This window comes from Spirosoma pollinicola (assembly GCF_002831565.1).
Classification (GTDB): Bacteria; Bacteroidota; Bacteroidia; order Cytophagales; family Spirosomataceae; genus Spirosoma; species Spirosoma pollinicola.
The window spans coordinates 7,011,705-7,032,114 of sequence record NZ_CP025096.1 but is presented as its reverse complement, the minus strand read 5'-3'; the positions used below and the strand labels follow the sequence as shown (position 1 = coordinate 7,032,114).

Here is a 20,410-nt window from a genome sequence, read left to right as displayed (position 1 = left end):
GTTACTTCACTTTCACCCGTTCACCGGCCGAATGCGCCGAAAATTCGGGGGCATAAAAGCACTGAACGGTAGCGACACCCGCCGAGAAATCGCCGGATTGGGCAACACGCAAATTGTACTCGAATACGTGCGTACCAACGGGCAAGTAACTCATGAAGAAATCGGTACTGGCGTCGCGGGGAGATTCGTAATAACCAAGTCCATTCTGGTATTTATAGCCTGATAATGCTACCACGGGCTCAAAACCCGATGCCCGTCCGTCTTTCAGGTGTACATATTCCATTGCCCGGTCGGTTTTGAGCACGAGCCGGACTTTGATCAGGTCGCCCGGTTTGAGCGACTTTTGCGACGCCACCGTTGAAATGATCGGGCCATTGGGTGAATCGCGTTGCACGTAGAGTGTTTTCTGAACGGATAAACCTGCACTGCCCGGCATTACTTGGTCGAGCGGTTCGAAATGCTGCCAGTATAGAGCGCCCCAAGCTGGTCCAGCACCAGTTTTAGTGATTTGGATTGCGCCCATTTCCGGTTTTATTTCGCTGGCAGCATAGGTCACTTTTTCGTAACCCGTAATCGCATCGGCCTTTGTCACACGACTTTCGATAGGCTGTCCACCAAGGCTAACCTGTGTATGTACGCCCGTTCCGAGCCAGTCGCTGCCCCGGAGCAGAAGTGCATAAACCGCTTCGGTCGTTGCCTTTGTCGATGACCACGATTGCGTCTGTTTCTGACGAATGAGCCAGCGTTTCATGTCATCCACCAAAACCTGATCCGGCTTGATTTCGTCAAACGCTTCGATCAAATAGGCTTGCGTTTCAATGGGCGTTTGATACCACTGCAACCCGCTCGTATTATCGGGCCAGTATAATCCCATTTCCTCGGACTTTCGCGACCGTTCTTTCAGGGAACGCATGATTCCATCCGCCGTTTTGGTATCGCCAAACCGGTTAAGCGCCATTGCCGAAAGCGCCTGTCCCTGTAAACTTTGCGTAAGCCAATCACCAGCCACACGCTGTTTCAGGTAGGCCAACACACTTTTATCCATTGGTTTATCCAGATAAAAGCTTCGTGCGTAGAGATATTGGGTGGCCGAAAAATACCATCCACCAGCTACTTTACCCTTCTTTTGCTCCTCAAGCTTCTTTTGCTCCTTAATCCACCGCAGAATTTCGGCATCGGCAAAATTGATGGCACTGGCTTGCATGTCGCTCAGTTCATTCTGTAGCTCGGCGGGGAACGTAACGCCCAGTTTTTTCAAATGGCCCAATCCGCTCAGAATGTGCAGGGTCATAGGCAGATTAGGTTCCATACCTCCGAACCACCGGAAGCCACCACTGCCAGTTTGCAGTTGTTTCAGTTTTTCAAACGCCTGGATTTGCTCGCTTTCCATCCGATTGGCATCCAGCAACTGCCCCAGTTGAGCCTGCCGTTCTGCTTCAGAACGGGCATCAGCCAGCCAGGGCGAGTTTTCCAGCGTTACCGCTTTCAACTCTTCGTTTGATTGAAGCGAGCTACGAGGGGGATTCTTTTGCCATTCGGCAATAACCTGTTTGAAAGCCGGTTTGCTGGCTACGATGTGGGCCGCCAGGCTATTGGCATACAACCGGCTAAACAGTTGCTCAGCGCATTCGTACCGATATTCCATCAAATACGGCAACGATTGCAGCGCGTACCAACTGGGGTTGCTCGTCACTTCTACCGTCAAGCGTTCATGTTGGGCGGGCAATTCAGGCGAAAGGTTGGCTAATGGCTTCAGGGTAAACGTTTTTGTTTCTTTGCCATTTACCCAAAACGGCTTCGTGTCTGTCACGAGCATGCGGTTAGGTAAAACCGGAATGGTGAACTCTTCGCCATCGGTAAACTGACCCGATTGGGCTGTCAGACGGCAGGTTACGGTTTCGATTCCAGTAGGAATAACCAGCGTCCAGCCAACGGCTTGCCCCGCTCCTGCGGCTATCGCCAGTTTCCCCTGACTTTCCAGAACCTTAATTTTCTGGTCGAGTGGTTGCCCGGTCAATGCATCGGTGAGTTGAAGTGTGGCGGTACCGTTAAGCAATTTTTCGCTTAGGTTATTGACGCGGGCCGTTAGTCGGATGGTATCGCCTTCGCGGAAGAACCGGGGCGCGTTGGCCGTAATCATCAGCTCTTTCTGCGTAATGATTTCCCGTTCCAGCGTTCCTGTTTTCAGGTCTTTGGTATGTGCAAAGGCCAATAAGCGCCAACGCGTAAGGGCTTCCGGCATGATAAATTTTAGAACGAGATGTCCATCCTTGTCTGTTTGGGCCTGCGGTGTAAAGAATGCTGTTTCGTTAAAATTCTGGCGGGGGTTAATAATAGGCTGGAGCGATGGTTTGGGGGCATCTTTGCCATAAGCAGTAACTACAGATTCCGCAGATACTGCCTCTTTCAGTTCAATGGCCCTATCCTGCATGGGTGCCGCCATTGCCATCGACTGAACCGCGCCCCCTTTAGCCATTCTCATTTGATAATTATACACCCTGGATTGACCATTCTGTAGTCCGATTAACACATCATATCGCCGGGCGGGAAGAGCCAGTTCCGGACGATAACGGTAAACGATTGGGCTACTCGACTGGGCGTTGAAACTGCTGGACTGCCAGGCATAAAAATCAGGTGAATAGGTCTGATAAAAACTTGTGGGCCAGTTGAGCCGGTCGAAGGCATCGAGTGACGCATCGTAGAGCGTGGCGACCAATTCGGCCGGTTGCTTATTCAGACCACCAATCGTCAGCGTCCATTCTTCGTGTTCGCCGGGTTTCAGCTTATTCCGAAATGTCTGCGTAGCGATTTGAAGTTCTTTATTTGTGAAGGGTACCGTAATCAACTGTGATTTCTGGTACAGTCGCCCATTTTGTATCATGGCGAAATGCACCGAAAAGCCGCCCCGCTGTTTTTCGGTAACGGGCAACGAAACGCGTTGGGGCCGTCCATCCGTTTTGAGCCACTCCTGCCGAACCGTTTTCTGATTTTCTTCTATTGTCATAAGAATCCAGCCGGGCAGACTGTTGCCAACCCAGAAAACAGCGTCTTCTCCCGGTTCAGCAGTGGCTTTGCGAACCTGTACCCAGTTATCCGGACGGGCAGAAGCGACCGGCTGTTTATCGTTGACAACCGCAAAAAACGCCTGTTCTTTTGTGGAATCACCTGCTGAGTCCGTCACGGTTAGCTCGGCAACGTATTCTCCCGGTGTGTAACGGCTAATGTCCGGTTTTACGAGCGAATCGGCAGGTGAATTGATCGGCTGCTGTTGAACGATTGGGCCTTTAGACCACGAACGTGGGTCATTTTCGTTGGCATACAGATCGTTGGGGAATAATTTCTCGAACTCGGCCTTCGTCAGCAATTGCCTGTCGGGGCGGCTCCACAAGCGACTACGCAGGGGACGCGCAGGTGGTTGAAGCCGGTAAACCGTCAACTGCCCTTTTGCAGACACCTTCTCGCCCGACTGGTTCGTAATTTTTACCGGAAACGGGTTTGGTTTATCCAGCTCTATCTGGGCCGGAATCGCTAAGCTGATTTGCAAAGCCGAATAGCCAATTGACAGCGTTTGTACGGTACTTCGGGTCTCGCCTGCCTTATCGGTTACATCAATGGTAACCTCAAATTCAAAAATCGGGTTTTCCTGACGGGCTTTCCCAAGGTCTGGCGTTGCCGGAAACGCGATGCTGATATTTCCCTGTGCATCCGTTTGCGTCGTGCCGTTGGCTATTTCTGTTTGATTTGTATTTCTCGGAACGTACCACCACTCCCAGCGTGGGCGGAGTTTACGAACTACCCGATAGCGCACATCGGCCCCATCGACAACCGCTCCCGAAAAGGTTTTTGCCGACGCTGTAAGTGTTACAGTCTGACTTAGCTTAAACGATTGTTTTATGGGATTGGCCTTTACCTCAAACGTTGGTCGTTTGTATTCTTCGACCCGGATGCTGGTACCGCCATAAGTTGTTTGAATGGTCATAATGCCCGTCAATCGCCCAACCGGAGCCGTAAACGTGGTGGTAAACGTCCCGAATTCATTTGTCCGAACGGTTTGCTTTGTAATTCGTTCGCCGTTCTGGTCCAGTAATTCAATGGCAACAACATGGTTAGCAACAACGGCATACTGATTCGTTTTGCCGTTGTACAGCAAGCCTTTAACGTAGATCGCCTGGCCGGGCCGGTAAATGGCCCGGTCGGTGAAGAGCTTGGCGTAGGTTTGAGCTAGCTCTTCATTACGGCCACTGAAATACCGGTAACTGTATTGCGGATCGGACAGCAGGGTATCGGTACCGGCCGTTATCAGGTATTGAAAGCTTTCCTGCATCGGCAGGGTGCTGACAGGAATTTTTATTCGGCCAGCCCCATCCGTCTGGATGGCATTCCGGTTACTGGCGGTCGTATTTTTTTGAGCCGGAATCACAACGACCGAGGCATTTTTCATCGGCTCCCCCGTTAGTCGATTGGTTACGTAAATGGTCTGGTTTGGCTCAGCGTTATTCGCCGATAAGGTGATAAACCCAAGTGTCGACACCGTGAAAGCCGCGTATTGAACCGACTCTGGTTTGTTTTGAAGTTTATCATCTGCCGTAGCCAGCACTATGTATTGACCCACTGGCAAGCCAGACAACGGCACTTCGACAGTGTGCTGATTCAGATCGCCATCGTCGGGCAACGAAACCGTTTTTTCAACGACACTCGCCTGTTTGAGCAAAGCCGTCAGGATTTTTTTGCGTTGATCGTCGTCGCCCGAAATACGGTTCTGAATATCGGCGGTGCTTACCTTACTAATTCGGTAAATCAGTTTAGGCGTGTTCTGGTAATTGACCAGCATCCGAAAAGGTTGACCCGGCGCATTGACATGCTCAAGCTGAACAGATACGGTATGCGTCAGCAAACGAGCCAGCAACTGGCTGGCCTGCTTTCCGGCCCGCGTATTTGGAAACCTTTTGGCCAGATCCCGGCAAATATCTGCGGCCTGTTTACGGTTCCAGCGTGACGGACTTACAGGAACGGGCTCTGTTGCCGAATCGTCATTCTCATCGAATGGTCTGATGGGCGTACCAGAATTCGTCAAAAATTCGGCCAGTTGATAGGCGTAAACCGCTTCAGTAGGTTGATTTTTAAACCGGGCAATCTGCTTTTCAAGAGCCTGTTTGTACAGTGAATCTTTAGCAGGCAGAACGCTGTGTTGGTGCACAAACGCCAGACGAAGTACATCGGCATCGGCCAGTGCATCGGGATTCGTATCGGCTAAATGAAACGCCAGTAGTTGCTGGTACAGCAGTAATGCCTGATACCGACCCGAAAGGGAATCCTGACTTTGAATGGTCAGTTTGGCAAAAACGGCCGGTTCTGCAAAGTAGCTAGTCTGATTCAGTTCGAATTTAAAAACCGGTTTCAATAGGTCGGGTTCGGTGTTTTGAAAGAACCCGATAGCCCGGTGAGTCAATACATCGTAGAGTGTTGGGCGAAGATGCCGGGCGTCGGCGTCGCCTTTTTCGATCAGGGCTTCATAGGTAGCAATGGGTGTTTTTTGTAGTAACGCCTTTTGCTCTACCGACGCCAGATAAGCTTTTGTGACTGCTTCCACAAGCTGGTGAGCATCCCAGGTTGTAAAATCGGCGGTTGAAGTATTCGTGTTTTCAGGCTTGCCTGAATCGGTTTTACCCGTTGTCGTTTTACCTATCGTGGCGCGGCCTGGATTGGCCCGGCCTATCGTGGCGCGGCCTATCGTGGCCCGATCATAAAATTTGTAGCGATTTTGTTGAAAATACTGCCAGTAAAGGTCTGCCAGTGTAGATTCAAGAACAGACCTGGCAGGTTCGGGTGTCTCGGCAACGTCGGCTTGAGTTGATTTAATCAGGTCAACATAGGCGTCTTCATCCGACGCGCTCCGATAAATGGCGCGGTAGATAGCGGCTTTGGTTACCTGTTGGTGATTGTGTGCGGCTTTTGCTTCTTTATAAATCCGATTCGCAATGTCCAGTGCCGATTTCGGTAAACCTTTGGCTGCCAGCGAGTCGGCCCGCTTCCAGTCTCGGGCGTAGTCAGGCTGTGGAGTATTCTGCGTAGTGGCAGCCATTGTAATCAGCAAAAAGAAGAGCGAAAAATAAGCGTTCATGGTTGGTTGCGAAGGTAGTTATTGGGATAGATGCCGATAAAGGTACATTTCCACAACGGTCGCTACTATGATTCTGATTTATGGGTAAGGGTTTAACCGCCGGTGAATTTACATTAGATAAGGATATCCATCAGGCTTTGTTCAGATAACCGCGCTAGTCAGGCCAGGTCGGTCAGTAAGCGTGTAGAGTCTGTTTCTTTCAACTGTTTGGTAATTTTTATACCGTATGCACCTGTTTCGTCAGTATTCTCTTGCATCACTATGTCGGCTTTTCATTTTCCCTGTATTCGTTATCCTGTACTGCGAGTCCTCAGTTGCTCAGAATGTGCAAAGCGGAGAAAAGCTTTTTGACACCAATTGTGCCGGTTGCCATAATTTCAAACAGGATGGCATTGGACCTCAACTGGGTGGATTAAAAGGCGTTGTTGACCGAACCTACCTGACCGAATTCATTAAAAGCCCCAAAGCTCAGATTGATGCACGGGTGGCGCGGGCGCTTGATAAAGCCAAAAAATTCGGCACCGTTATGCCCGATTTCAAGCAACTGACGGCTACAGAACTCGACGATGTGGTGGCCTATATTCTTGATAAACCCGCTCCCATCGCTCGAATTTCGACTGGAAAAGTGGCATTGGAAAACCCGATTGCTCCCACAATAGCCCCATCGGCTATTGCTCTGAATCTGCAAAAGATCATGCAGTTTCCATTTACAAACAAAACGCAGCCCCGTACACGGATCAATAAAATGGGTTTTCACCCGATAACCAAAGAAACAATGGTGGCCGATCTACAGGGGAAGATCTACATTTTGACGGCAGATAACCAGCCCGAAGTGTATTTTGAGGCCACGGAACATTTTAAGAATTTTATCAACTCGCCCGGTCTGGCAACGGGCTTAGGCAGTTTCGCTTTTCATCCGGACTACGCCAAAAACGGGCTTGTCTACACGACCCATACGGAACCCAAAAATACGGCCAAAGCTGATTTCGCCTATGCCGACAGCATTCCCGTTCGGCTGCAATGGGTGGTCAACGAATGGACCGTCGATGATCCTTCATCGCGTGTTTTGACCGGAAAGCCCCGTGAGTTGCTCCGCGTAAATGTGGTCGACCAGATTCACGGTATGCAGGAAATTGCGTTCAATCCGTATGCAACGCCAAACAGTATGGATTATGGGTTGCTTTATATTGGTATAGGCGATGGCGGGGCCGTCGAAAAAGGATACCCGTTTATTGCGCGGGATAAAAACCACGTCTGGGGTAAAGTACTTCGCATTGACCCAACCGGCCGAACGAGTACAAACGGCCAATACGGTATTCCCAAATCCAATCCGTTTGTTGGTAAAGATGGGCTGGATGAGGTCTACGCGGCAGGCTTTCGTAACCCCAACCGGATTTCGTGGGCTAAAGATGGGAAAATGCTGGTTTCCAACATCGGTCAGCGGCAAATTGAATCCCTGTATCTGGTGAAACCGGGAAAAAACTACGGATGGCCCGACCGGGAGGGCACCTTTCTAATCGACTCGACCGACAACGTGAACAACGTATACCCACTGCCTAAAAATGATGCCCGATATGGTTATTCGTATCCGGTGGCACAATTCGACCACGATGAGGGTAACGCAATTATAGGTGGATTCGAATACACCGGGAAGCAACTCCCACCATTGAGAGGGAAATACATATTTGGCGAAATCGTTCGGGGGCGGGTTTTCTACGTTAATCTAAATGAGATCAAAGAAGGGACACAAGCGACGATCCATGAGTTTCCACTCAGGTTAGAAGGCCAGCCAACAAGCCTGAAAGAACTAAGTAAAGCCAGCAAAGTCGATTTGCGAATCGGGCAGGATGCCGCGGGCGAACTTTACCTGATGACCAAATCAGACGGCATGATGTATAAGGTGATAAAATAATCTCGTATACTGTAAAACCGTTGCGTCTTATCATTAATACACCCTGACTAATTAACCCAAACGATCATGCCTACTATTCTACTAGTATTAGCCTGCCTGGTATCCTTTTTTACGCCCCCGAAGGCCCCCAAAACCTATCCCGTTGGGCAGATAAAGACCTCCAAAGGCGAGATCCTTTTCTGGCTGTATGACGAAACGCCAACCCACAAAGCCAGCTTCATGAAACTGGCGAAAGCAAACTATTGGGATACACTGACCTTCAACCGGGTCATCAACAACTTTGTAGCGCAGGGCGGCTGCCCCGATACGCCAGCTGGTTTTTCGGATTCGCCTTACCTGCTAAAACCTGAGTTCGTGCCTGCCATACGGCACGTGTATGGGGCTGTTGGCGCCGGGCGGGACAATAATCCGGAAATGCTCTCGGCGGGATGCCAGTTTTATATTGTGCAGAATAAGAAAGGACTGGCGCGTCTGGATGATAAGTTCACCGTGTTCGGGCAGGTTTTTAAAGGAATGGACGTGGTCGACGCCATCGTAGCGGTCAAGACAGATTCTACAGATATGCCCCTATCGCCCATTAAGCTGGACGTAAACGTGATCAAGCTCACAGCGGCAGAGTTGAAGAAACTGGGCTACGTGGTGAAATGAACAAACCTATTTTGGCTCCTGATGGCGCAAGGCTCTGCCTTGTGTCTACTATTCAGCGGCCTCTGGCCGTTCTTTAGCCATTGTCATTTATCGGCCAGAGGCCGCTGAATAGTAGACACAAGGCAGAGCCTTGCGCCATCAGGGCCAACGTGGCCCGGCCTTGCGCCATTATGATAGGCTTATAAGGTATATAATAGATTTTTTTAACCACAGAGGCACAGAGAAGCTCGCATATGAACCCTCTGTGTTCTCTGTGCCTCTGTGATTAAAAAAATCTATTACAACAGTGAAGCCTTTGAATCTACTGTTTCAACAAAAAGGCCGCTAAGTCAGCTAGTTGCTGATTATTAAGTCCCATAGCGACAGGGTCAGGCATTAGGCTGCTTTTATACTGCCGACGAGAAGAAACCTGATCGGTCGGAATCGTGTGTTTTGGCCCTCGTATACCTCTTATCACAACTGCCTGATCGCTATCGCTAACCAGAAAGCCATAATAGGTTTGCCCGGTTTTTGTCGTAATCAGCCAGGGCTCGTAGCCAAATGCAATACCGGCACTTGGGTGGACAATGGCATCTAACAGGCTGTTCTTATCAAACTTCTGGTGAATTTTTGTCAGCTCCGGGCCAACATCGCTTCCTTGCTGGCCGTGCTTGTGACAGGTGGCGCAGTTAGTTTTAAAGACCGACCGGCCCGTTTGTTCATTACCCGTCAGCATGGCAATTTGTGCAATTAATGGGTCTGAACTAGTGCTGGCAACCACTTCCACAGGCTTACTGGCCACGGATTCGGGCGTGACGGCCTGAACGGGAGAGTCAGCAACAGAAGCCGTTTCGACAACAGCCGGCGTCTCTTTTTTGATCGAGAAATATTCTTTCGCCTGTGTCCGAACGCTTTGATCCGGGTTTTTCAGAATCGTGGGTGTTATAGCTTTGATTAGCTTGTCTGACAGTTTTTTGTCGGCTGCAAGACCAATCAGGATCTGACCGCCTTCGGGGTCGCGAGCCATTTCTAAGGCTATTTTCCGCTTTTCGGTATCGGTCTTGTATTCGTCCAATAGAATTTGTCGGTTGGCTAACATTTTTTGTTCGCTTTCCGAAATTTTGGTGGGCATCACCTCTTCCCAATTCAGAAATTTAGCCCAATCGTTGCCCCGCCGAAAACCCATCCAGTACATGGCCTGATCAGCTACGTCTTTATCGGGCGATTTTGATAAGTCAACCATCGCTTTGGCGGCTTGTGGACTTTTGATAAATCCCAGACCTACGATAGCCTGCTTTCGGGCATCGGCGGTAAGCGACGCACTTTCGGCCCGTTTTTTCAGCATCGGAGCTGCTGAGGGCGGGTGCAGCTCCCAAACGAGGTCGGCCGTTCGCTGGTCCCATTGGGCAGGGTCTTCCGGCATTGTCTTACGCATCTCGAAGAACAAAGCCTCTTCTTTTCCATCTGCCGCTTCGCCAAGGGCAGTTAAGTACCAGCGATCCTGCCCATCGTAGCCTTTCAATAAGTTAAGCAGCATAAACCGACAATCCTCAAAAGGAACATCCCGAAGGGCAATAGCTACTTCACGACGAACGGCCGCATTTCGATCCAGCGACAGATTGCCTAACAGGGGCAATAACGCCCGTTGAGATGCGGTAATGGCTGGAATCGACTTAGAGTTCTCTGGCGTAATACTCCGCAACGCCCGCAACGCTGCGATTCTGACGGGCGCATCGACAGCCTTTAATAATCGCTCCACTTCAAACTGACCCTCGCGGCCTAGTTGCGCCAGCAGGAAAATAGCCCTCGCCCGGTGGTATGGGTTCGACGACGCCAGGATAGCCATGACTGGCTCAACGGCGTTTTCCCCCTGGGCAACAAGTGCCTGAAACCCAAGCATCCGAACATTAACGGCGGGACTCAGCAAGGCAGCAATCTGCCCCTGTGTTGTACGTAAGTCCATTTTTGGCGTTCTCAGGTTTTTGCCTTTGGGCGTAATTCGATAGATACGGCCATATCCTTTACGATCCTGCATCTGATGCCCGCCCACCACGGGGTCATACCAATCGGCAATGTAAATAGCACCGTCCGGCCCAACAGCCACATCGCTGGGGCGGAACCATTTGCGAATGTCGGTCGTAGCGGCATCCCATTTATAGTTTGGGTCTACCTCGGGAAAGGTGCTGATAAAATCGGTTCGGGGAAGTCGATATCCTGCGCCTGTGGGTTCGGGTTTATAACCAAAAATTACGTTCCGACCGGCTTCGGCACTGAGCAGCATACCCCGGTACTGCGGCCCAAGTTCATCCCCTTCATACATAACCATACCCGTGGGCGAGCCCGCTCCGGAAATGTCGCCTGAAGGCATCACACCGGGGTCTTCCTGATGCCAGTGAGCTGTAGGAACGGTTTGCCCCGGCCGTTGGTCGCCCTGCCAGTAGCGTGTGCCATCACTGCTGAAATACCCGGCGTTGGCACCTTCCATCAGGAAACTGGTGCGGCAGGCCACCACTTGGTCGTCGTTGTCATTCTGCCACATATTGCCGTAGGAGTCCAGTGCTGTTTCGTAGTTATTACGAAAATTATGCGCCATCACCTTCAGATTAGACCCATCGGGATTAATGCGTAACGCCATACCGCCGGTCCAGACGCGGCCATCGTCGCTCACCTGATTACCCTGATTACTTTTGCTATACGGTGTTCCACCTACATATAAACTCCCCGACCGCAGTGTCCAGCCGTCTTTGTCGGTCACGACGTGCGGCCCGGCGTTTCCGGTATTGAAATAGTATTTTCCATCGGGTCCGGCTACTACCGCATGGAGTGAGTGGTCGTGGTCCAATCCACCGAAACCCGCTAGCATCACCTCTTTTTTGTCGGGCTTGTCATCGCCGTTCTCATCGGTATACACTACCAGATTAGGAGCGGCTGAAACAATGACTTTATTCCCAATAACGGCAATGCCGAGGGGCGACACAAGGTCAGGGTCGGTTACAAATACCTTGCTGGCATCGGCTTTACCATCGCCGTTGGTATCTTCCAGAATAACAACCCGTTCGCCTTCGGGGTGGTCGAGCCGACTGTCTGGTTTATTATTGAATTTTCGATAATTGACAGCTTCCGTAATCCATACACGCCCTTTGGCGTCGATGTCCATGTTGGTCGGATTATAGAACATTGGCGCTTCGGCCCAAAGCGTTGCTTCGAGGTCGTTGGGCAGGTAGAGCGTGTTTGAATCGGCGCTAACAACCAAGCCAGACGGTTCGATTTTAGGCGAGGGGCCAGTCAACTGCGCATCTGGCCGGAATGTTGTGCCAGCCAGGTATAAAAAACCAAGCGTTGTTAGAACGACCGGCAGTGGATGTAAAGAAGAAGTCAGCTTCATTTTTCGTGTTAAGTTCTAGAATCGTGTGTTATTGTCATCCCGCCGAAAGCGGGATGACAATAACACACGATTCACGTTCTGGCGCGGGCATTTGCCCGTGCCCATCAATATAGCGAGCATATGCTCGCGTTTATAGAACAAGCACGGGCGAATGCCAGCGCCAGATGGACATTCAGACAAACAGCGACCGCACAGTCTTATTGTTCTCTATATAACTCTCCAGCATTGGCTTTCCTTTGGGCACAGCGCCTTCAATATGAAGCCAGCCGGTGTAGTTAATGTCGTCCAATGCTTTCCGAACGCTGGGCAAGTTGACCTTTCCCTGCCCCAGTAAATAACCGTTTTCTTTTAAGTGAACTTCGCAGATTCGATCTTTACCTAACGTACGAATCTCGCTGAAAATATCGTACCCCATATCTGTCGAGTTGCAAACATCGTAATAAACCTTAACCGCTGGTGAGCCAACAGCATCCAGAATCGCCATCAACTCGGATGCCGACAGCCATGATTCGATACCCAGCACAACACCGGCTTTTTCGGCTTTAGGGGCCACGGCTTTTAAGCGCTCAATAACGACTTTAGTCCCTTGTGGGTCATTTTTTAAATCATTATTCGAGAAGAAAGCCAGCAAAATGTTCTTCACGCCCAGTGCTTTGGCAACATCGACGCTATCCTGCACCCAAACTTCGGTGCGTGGATCTGATTTATAAGGGATCTGATTCAGCATACCAATGGCTAATCCGCCAATCTGCACCCCCGCTTGACGAGCCGCGTCTTTAACCATCTGCTGCATGGCCGGTTTTCGAAGGTGCTCATGGTCAGTAGCGGTATTCAGGCTTACCTGTACACCATCCAGGCCAATCTGTTTTGCCACATCAAAGGCTTTGATATCGCCAGCCGGGCCAATAGACCAATCGCAGGCGCCAATAGTGAATCTAGCCTGTACCGGTTTTGTTTCAGAAAAAACGGGGTATGCCAGTGCCGAAAAACCGGCACCTAAAGAGTAACGTAATGCATCACGCCGATTCATCGTTGTGTATTGATTAGGTTCTCAAATATACATATCTATAAAATAGCCAACATTAATTATCTTAATACTACCATTAAGACGTTCGTTCCAAATTCGCTTATACGCACGTTACCTTTATAAGTAAGACCAGGTGTTCGTTGTTGGCTAGGTTGTCTTGTACAAAAAAGAAAAAAATTTCAAAGGGCTTACAACGGTTCGTTTGAAAATGAGGTCATTGGGTTGTCAACGTTGTTATGCAGGATGAATACGAATTAGTTGAAGGGTGCCGACGGCAGGACCGGATTATGCAGCGACAGCTCTATGAGCGGTTTGCCGGGAAGCTCTTTGTCGTTTGTAAACGATACATACGTGATCCTGACGAAGCCGAAGATGTTTTGCAAGATGCCTTTGTGAAGATTTATAAGCACATCGACTCTTTTCGGTTCGAGTGCCCTCTGGAAGCCTGGTTGAAACGAATAGTTATAAATACGGCCCTGAAAGCAATACGCAAACAGAAGCCCTGGGAAAATACCGCCGATGTGCAGGAACTGGCACCTGTACTCCCACAGGCCGACGAAAGCTTGCCCGCACTAAACTATCAGTATCTATTGCAATTAATTCAGGAATTGCCGCCCGGTTGTCGGGCGGTTTTTAACCTGTATGCAATCGAAGGCTATAATCACCCCGAAATTGCCGAAATGCTCGACATTGCCGAGGGGACATCTAAATCGCAATATTCCCGAGCAAGGGGTCTATTACAACAAAAATTACAATCGGATAAACGCTTAGCTGACGGGTATCCAGCCCAGGGAAACCCACTTTGACCAACGGTACAAAAATGGATGAATTAGATAAAAACTTACCGGACGATTTTTGGCGAAAGACATTTGAGGATGCGGCCGAAATGCCTCAACCACGGGTCTGGGCTACCATCGAACAACGACTGGACGAGTCCAAGGGGCCGAAGGTTTTACCGCTTTGGGGAACGGGTCTGGCTTCGTCGCGTCCGCTCGTTTGGGGTAGTCTTCTGGCGGCTTCGGTAGCGTTGCTTCTCGTTGGCTGGTGGGTTGTTACGACTCAATCGGTTACACAACCTACAGCGCCAATGCAGATTGCCAGCCAATCGTCGAATAGAGGCAATGGAGCCAAATCAGTAGACCAATCGGTGTCAACCAGAACGGCGTTGGCAGTCAATAAAGCACCGAATGTTCAATCAGACGCATTGGCAACAACAAAGTCGTTACCGAAATCACCAAACCCGTTCGGTCGTTCAGCTGGTTCATTGATGGCCAATTCAGCCGTTCAGGACGAAGTTGTTCAGGGGAAAAAGTCGATTAACGGCGTTAATCTGTCGAATGTCACCGAAAAAATTTCGCCCATTTCAGGGGAGATGCAAGCGGCAACACCCATGAACAGTCAGTCGGCCAAAAGTAGGGTGGGGGTTTCGTATGCATCCAATGAACACACACCGTCAGGCAACACGGAGTCTGAACAGACTGCCTTTTCGTTGTTCAACAGATTGTCCGGCAAGCCACTTCGTATGCGTCGGCCGGGCATGATTTCGCGAATTGTGTGGGTTCGTCCTGCCGAGTTAACAACGGAGCCGGACATACGTAACGTGAAGCGCCAGCCACGCGAACTATGGGCGTCGGTGAGTATGATGCCGGGTTCGTTCAATCCATCAGTATCGGTTCGTTCCATGCAGACATCGTTGCCAAATACCTCTTATGTCACTGCAACCGCGCCGAATCAGGCATCGGTTAGTAGCCGGGCTAATTTTTCAGTGGCCTATCAGGCAGGAGCTGGTATGCAATTAAATGAACACTGGTCGGTGGAGTCAGGGATTGGCTACCTTTCCGGTCGCTCTACGGTCGAGACGCCGGGCCAGCGGGCATCGGCTCAAATGGATTTACTGGGGAACCGAAATACGGTGACTACCAACGTGTTTGTTGATGCTGTACGGAACAGCATACAACCCACTGGATCGACTTTAGCACTGGCCAGTAACGCGAACTTGTCTGGTGGGGCCTATCAGGCAAACATCGTTCCTGATAGCCGCGAGCTGCAATTGATAACGAATAATTATCAGTATGTGCAGGTTCCGGTTCAGCTCGGCTATCAGTTGCGTCCGCGTAAGAAGCTGAGTATGGCCGTATTGGGTGGCATATTGACCAATATTTTTGTTCGTAATACAATTGGCGATGCGCTGGTAGTTACGAGTAAAGATGGTGTGTATCGGCCTGTTTCTCTGGCGGCTACAATGGGTGCCCGCCTTCGCTACCGTCCCTCGCGCCAATGGTCGGCGTCGCTGGCTGGCGTTTATCAACCCTCACTGGAATCGAGCACCAAAGCCGATTCGCAGGTACAAAGTCATCCTACCTCAACGGGTATGAGTTTCGGTCTTGATTATCATTTTTAATCTATGAAACTGACAGGTATCACCCTATTGCTGCTGTTTATTTTCGGGCGTTGCTCGGAAAGTACGATCCTGTCAGAAGGCCTATCCTCAACCGATACGCTCACAATTCGTACCGGCACATCATTTGGTATGTGCGTTGGGTATTGCGTAAAAGACTATGTGTTTAGCGGAACCAGGGTTGATCTGGCCATGCTCAATCGGTCAAGAACGCAAACTTCGTCAAAAGCATGCCAGACAACCCTTAGCCAGGAAACCTGGCAGTCATTAAAGACGCTGGCGAATCCGGTTGCTTTTAGTAAGCAACCCGAACGATTGGGCTGCCCTGATTGTGCTGATGGCGGAGCCGAGTATATTGAGCTACAAGCGGGTGACCAGAAACACCGGGTCACCTTCGAATATGGCCAAACGATTCCGGGCTTCGAATTGCTGGTTGACGCCCTGCGTACACAGCGCAAAGCCTTCGACGAATGCCCATAACCGCATACAACGGTTCTTTTCAATGCTTTTCGTGTTCGTGACTGCAACAAAACCAATCCAACACTACCATGAAAACGACTCTTTTTTCCATCACAACAGCCGTTATGGCGGCTGTGCTGTTACTTGCTGTTAGCTGCCATACATCAACGGTTAGTCCTACACCTGGCCCTACAGGCGAATTGCGGGTATCGGCTCCCTTTGCCGATCAAACAACTCAATTTGCGTTTGATTTGGCCAAACAGGTGAACACAGCAGAAGGTCAGGCTAAAAATGTATTTATCTCGCCATTAAGTCTTCATATAGCACTCGGTATGCTTCTGAATGGGGCCAATGGGCAAACGGCTCAGGAAATCCAGAAAACGCTTAAACTGGATGCGCAGACTTTAGCCGAAGCGAATGCGACCTACCAAAACCTGATGACCAACCTACCGGCGGTTGACCCGAAAGTTACCCTGACATTGGCCAACTCGGTCTGGTATCGGAACACATTTTTGGTTGAGACATCGTTTCAAGACCTGTTGAAACAGACATTTCAGGCCGAAGTGTCGGCGCAGGATTTTAACAATCCGGCTACAGTTAGCACAATTAACAACTGGGCGAGCCAAAAAACGAACGGTAAGATTACAAAGGTCATTGACCAGATACAGCCCGATAATGTCATGTTTCTGATGAACGCCCTGTATTTCAAGGGCAATTGGAAAACGCAGTTCGACGCGGCCAAAACCATAGATGCCCCGTTTAAGCTGGTATCAGATGCTACGGCCACTGTGCGCATGATGCGCCTGAACATGAACTTGAAGCGGGCTTTCCGGGCAAATTATGTAGCGTTTGAGCTTCCCTATGGTTCCGATAAGTACGCTATGACGGTGTTGCTACCCGCCGAAAGCACAACCGCCGACGCGCTCATAAGCAGCCTGAACAGTTCTGATTGGGCGCAATTACAAAAAGATATGATTTTGGGAAAGCTGGATATCGGGTTACCAAAGTTCACGTTGTCGTATGAGATCAACCTGAACAAGGCGTTAAGTACTATGGGTATGCTTACCGCGTTTACAAACCAGGCCGACTTTACGAAAATAAACGCTCAGGGCGGCTTAACACTCAGTTTTGTAAAACAAAATACGTTTGTGTCGGTCGATGAGACCGGTACAGAAGCCGCTGCCGTTACAACCAGCGGGGTTTCAACAACATCGGCACAACTGCCGACGCTGTGCAATCGCCCGTTTGTGTTTGTCATTCACGAAAAAACATCAGGAACGGTATTGTTTATTGGCAAAATTGCCGATCCAACGAAAACAAATGCATGAGACGCGTACTAACCGTTTTTTTATTGATCCTCTTTCTAGCCAGTCAGTGTCGTCAGAAAGAAAGTGTCGTGGCTCCGCAAATAGCCAAGTTAATTGGTACATGGCAACTGGCTGAACCCGATTCGGCCTATGCCACAACGCTGCGATTTGCCTATGACACGGCCAACCCACCGCACGATGTTACACCCTTCAAAGCCAGTGGAAAAACAGCTGTAAATGACTATACGGTAAATATGTTTGCCACGTTAGACGGCATGTTGTCGGCTGATGAGCTGGTGAGTTCAAAGGTAGCCGGATCGGCTGAAGCTATGGCCTTTGAACTCGCCTATTTTACGAATTTGAAAGCCGTTGTGCGTTACGAAATAACGTCAGATAACCAACTACACCTGATACATGGCGGAGCACAGCCTCATCTATTGGTCTATAAACGCGTGAACTGATTATGGCTATCAAGAAGATCAACATTATCATTGCCCTAACCGTTGGCTTGATTTTAGGCTGTGAACATAAAGATTGTGGCTGCGTTTTTCCACCGTCGCCCCTGGCTGGCGACTGGGTACTGGCCCGCATTACGTATGGCCTGACACAGAAAACCGTTACGGCCGCCGAAGCGGGTTACTCGGAAACGGTATCGTTTGGGGGCTTCTCCGACACGGGCGGCAATTTTCGGCAAGTGCGAAATGGCTTACCCCTGAAAACCAGTACATATTCTATTTCCTTCCCAAACGGTGGCAGTACCCAGGGCCTGATTTCTTTCCAGGCCGACACGACAGAACAAACCTTCCGGCTAGCCGATAATAAAATATACTTGTCGGAACGAAGCCCGCGTGGCGTAACCATTGCTGATGGTTCGACCTACGAGTATCAACGATAATTAATTGCTAACTTTTTTGTGTAAGATCAATATTACCCGGCCGTAATCAGGACAGCCGGGTAATTTTTTTGCTGATTTACAACGCTTTGCCCTTTATCAGAATCCTATCCACGAACCCTACTAATCTTGCATATGAAACCAAATTATTTACTTCTATTTGTGTTCCCATGGTTCTTCTTATCGGGTTGTACAGACACGTGTAAAGAGACCCGCACGTATCGTCGTTACTCACCCATAACGTTCACGACAACTCAACTTCGGCAGGGTGTTCAGACAGAAGCGCCCCAGTTGCTGGTCAATCCCGGTAAGATTTACGCAAAAGATCAGTTTCTGCTTATCAACGAGTTGAAAGAAGGTATTCACGTTATTGATAACCGTGACCCAGCAACGCCAAAACCAGTTGCCTTCATCCGGATTCCCGGCAACGGGGATATGGCCATTCGCAATAATATTCTGTATGCTGACAGCTACATGGATCTCATTGCCTTTGATATCAGCAACCCGTCTTCGATTCAGCTTGTAAAACGCGTTCAGAATGTGTTTCCCAGTGGCTCTTTTGAAGGGGGCTGGTGGAGCCATGACGTTAACAATCAGATAGTGTATGATCAGAAGGTTAGCTATGTAACAGAAACCGTTGACACCAACTGCGAAGAAAACGTCAGCCCGAACAGGGGGGGGTGGGTAACGGATATTTTCTTTAGTGCACAGGCGTCTTTCAGCTCTGATAACTCTGGTAGCGCAACAACAAACGGGGTGGCGGGCTCCATGGCGCGCTTTGCCCTGTATAATGATTACCTCTATACGGTCAATCAATCGGCTTTGCAGTTATTTAACATTAAAACTCCGGCCGATCCAAAAATCGGAAATCAAGTGCAGTTGGGGTGGGGGATAGAAACCATTTTCCCGTATAAAGACAAGCTGTTTATCGGCTCGCAATCGGGAATGCACATTTATGACAATATCAATCCCGAAAAACCGACGCTTCTATCCGTTTTCCAACACGCCCGCGTATGCGATCCAGTAGTTGTGCATGACAATATTGCCTATGTAACCCTCCGTTCGGGAAACCAGTGTGGCGGTTTCACCAACCAGCTTGATGTTGTCGATATTTCGAATCTTTTAAGTCCGCGTTTGCTCAAGAGCTATCCCATGCGCAATCCGCATGGCTTAGGTGTGTCCTACCCGAACCTGTTCATTTGCGAGGGGGCCTATGGTCTGAAATCATTCGATATGCGAGATGCTATGAGCATCGACAAAAACCTGATGCAGTACATCGAGACGTTGAATGCTTACGATGTCATTCCTTTAGAAAAATCGTTGTTGCTGATTGGTAAAGATGGGTTTTATCAATTTGACATCAGTAATCCGCGCCAAATGCGCCAGTTGAGTCATATTCCGATTAGCCGTCCTTCCTATTACTAAGCATGGGTATGAAACGACTTTTTCTAGTCATCACGAGTGTATTCTTCTTTGCAGGCGTACAGGCTCAATCTACGATGCAGCGATCAGCATATGTGAATTACACGGAATTTGGGGGGCTGTTTGGGCGAGTTGCTTCCGGACCAGCTGCCGCTCAGACGGTGGAGAATCGACTTAGTTTCACGGCACAAACATTCAACGGTATACAGCTTAACAGTCAGTTGGCTGTGGGAGGTTTGGTTGGCGTTGACTGGTACAAAACGGCTCTGTTAATGCCTATTGGTGCAGGCTTACGGGTTGATTTAATTCCGCATCCTCAACAAAATGTGCGCTTGCTGGCAATTGCCGATGCGGGCTATGGTTTTGCGTGGTTTAATAAAAACTCGACCGGTTACGAAACAAAAGGTGGTTGGATGCTCAATCCGGGTTTAGCTTTACGCGTTGGGAAGCCATCGTCAACGGCCTTCGTCATGTCGCTGTCGTATAAGCGGCAGATCGCTGATGTTCAAAAACCGCTTGCGGGAAATGATATTGAACGCGATGAGCATCGCGTTTATAACCGAATTTGTTTTCGAATTGGGGTCGCTTTTTAAACAATTTGTCATTTATCTCTGTTAAGATCAACAGTAGACACATTATTCATGGATTCTACTCAATACGCTATGAAAAAAATTGCAATGTCAGTCATCGGTGGTTCGCTATTCGTTGCTGGCTATTACCACGTCCATCGCCATTCTGCTATTGTCGACACAAAAGATGCTCAGCTAAGTATTCAAAAGCCAGTAAGCACAATTCCTTTTAAAACGCTGCCTGCTTTCGCATTCCGATCAGGAAAATATTTTACTTTCTGAAACAGCTTA

14 protein-coding genes are annotated in these 20,410 nt (G+C 49.5%); 11 read left to right on the top strand and 3 right to left on the bottom strand.

Going from position 1 to position 20,410, the window contains the following annotated elements:
* Position 1 precedes the first annotated feature (1 nt).
* Complete coding sequence (locus CWM47_RS29630; RefSeq protein ID WP_100992193.1) at positions 2-6,121, bottom strand: alpha-2-macroglobulin family protein; 6,120 nt, start codon at positions 6,119-6,121, stop codon at positions 2-4.
* Between the two features lie 226 nt (positions 6,122-6,347).
* Between CWM47_RS29630 and CWM47_RS29625 the strand changes: the two genes are divergently transcribed.
* Together CWM47_RS29625 and CWM47_RS29620 are read left to right on the top strand one after the other, a co-directional pair.
* Entirely contained in the window at positions 6,348-8,033 is a 1,686-nt protein-coding gene (locus CWM47_RS29625; protein ID WP_100992192.1) for a PQQ-dependent sugar dehydrogenase, read from the top strand.
* A gap of 66 nt (positions 8,034-8,099) precedes the next feature.
* A complete protein-coding gene (locus CWM47_RS29620; RefSeq protein WP_100992191.1) occupies positions 8,100-8,681 on the top strand; it encodes a peptidylprolyl isomerase in 582 nt (193 codons plus the stop codon).
* 301 nt (positions 8,682-8,982) lie between these two features.
* On the opposite strand, the gene CWM47_RS29615 is transcribed toward CWM47_RS29620, so the two are convergent.
* Together CWM47_RS29615 and CWM47_RS29610 are read right to left on the bottom strand one after the other, a co-directional pair.
* A complete protein-coding gene (locus CWM47_RS29615; RefSeq protein WP_100992190.1) occupies positions 8,983-12,045 on the bottom strand; it encodes a PVC-type heme-binding CxxCH protein in 3,063 nt (1,020 codons plus the stop codon).
* Positions 12,046-12,217: 172 nt separating this feature from the next.
* Complete coding sequence (locus CWM47_RS29610) at positions 12,218-13,075, bottom strand: sugar phosphate isomerase/epimerase family protein (RefSeq protein ID WP_100992189.1); 858 nt, start codon at positions 13,073-13,075, stop codon at positions 12,218-12,220.
* Positions 13,076-13,308: 233 nt separating this feature from the next.
* Here CWM47_RS29610 and CWM47_RS29605 point away from each other — a divergent pair, with 233 nt between their 5' ends.
* From CWM47_RS29605 to CWM47_RS29565, 9 genes are all read left to right on the top strand, one after another.
* Positions 13,309-13,878, top strand: coding sequence for an RNA polymerase sigma factor (locus tag CWM47_RS29605; protein WP_100992188.1), 570 nt, complete (start codon positions 13,309-13,311; stop codon positions 13,876-13,878).
* Between the two features lie 14 nt (positions 13,879-13,892).
* On the top strand, positions 13,893-15,473 hold the full coding sequence (locus CWM47_RS29600) for an outer membrane beta-barrel protein (protein ID WP_100992187.1): 1,581 nt from the start codon (positions 13,893-13,895) through the stop codon (positions 15,471-15,473).
* 3 nt (positions 15,474-15,476) lie between these two features.
* A complete protein-coding gene (locus CWM47_RS29595) occupies positions 15,477-15,950 on the top strand; it encodes a hypothetical protein (RefSeq protein ID WP_100992186.1) in 474 nt (157 codons plus the stop codon).
* A gap of 68 nt (positions 15,951-16,018) precedes the next feature.
* Positions 16,019-17,257, top strand: a complete 1,239-nt coding sequence (locus tag CWM47_RS29590) for a serpin family protein (protein ID WP_100992185.1) — start codon at positions 16,019-16,021, stop codon at positions 17,255-17,257.
* A complete protein-coding gene (locus CWM47_RS29585; protein ID WP_100992184.1) occupies positions 17,254-17,697 on the top strand; it encodes an META domain-containing protein in 444 nt (147 codons plus the stop codon). The genes CWM47_RS29590 and CWM47_RS29585 overlap by 4 nt, the downstream gene beginning before the upstream one ends.
* Positions 17,698-17,699: 2 nt before the next feature.
* Positions 17,700-18,131 (top strand): hypothetical protein, encoded by a 432-nt coding sequence (locus tag CWM47_RS29580; protein WP_100992183.1) that lies wholly within the window; start codon positions 17,700-17,702, stop codon positions 18,129-18,131.
* A gap of 132 nt (positions 18,132-18,263) precedes the next feature.
* Positions 18,264-19,553: an LVIVD repeat-containing protein gene (locus tag CWM47_RS29575; protein ID WP_100992182.1), complete on the top strand. Its 1,290-nt coding sequence runs from the start codon at positions 18,264-18,266 to the stop codon at positions 19,551-19,553.
* An 8-nt stretch (positions 19,554-19,561) separates the two neighbouring features.
* Positions 19,562-20,143 carry a hypothetical protein gene (locus CWM47_RS29570; RefSeq protein WP_100994114.1) on the top strand — a complete coding sequence of 194 codons (582 nt, stop codon included), beginning with the start codon at positions 19,562-19,564 and terminating at the stop codon, positions 20,141-20,143.
* Between the two features lie 69 nt (positions 20,144-20,212).
* Complete coding sequence (locus tag CWM47_RS29565) at positions 20,213-20,401, top strand: hypothetical protein (protein WP_157816086.1); 189 nt, start codon at positions 20,213-20,215, stop codon at positions 20,399-20,401.
* Positions 20,402-20,410 lie beyond the last annotated feature (9 nt).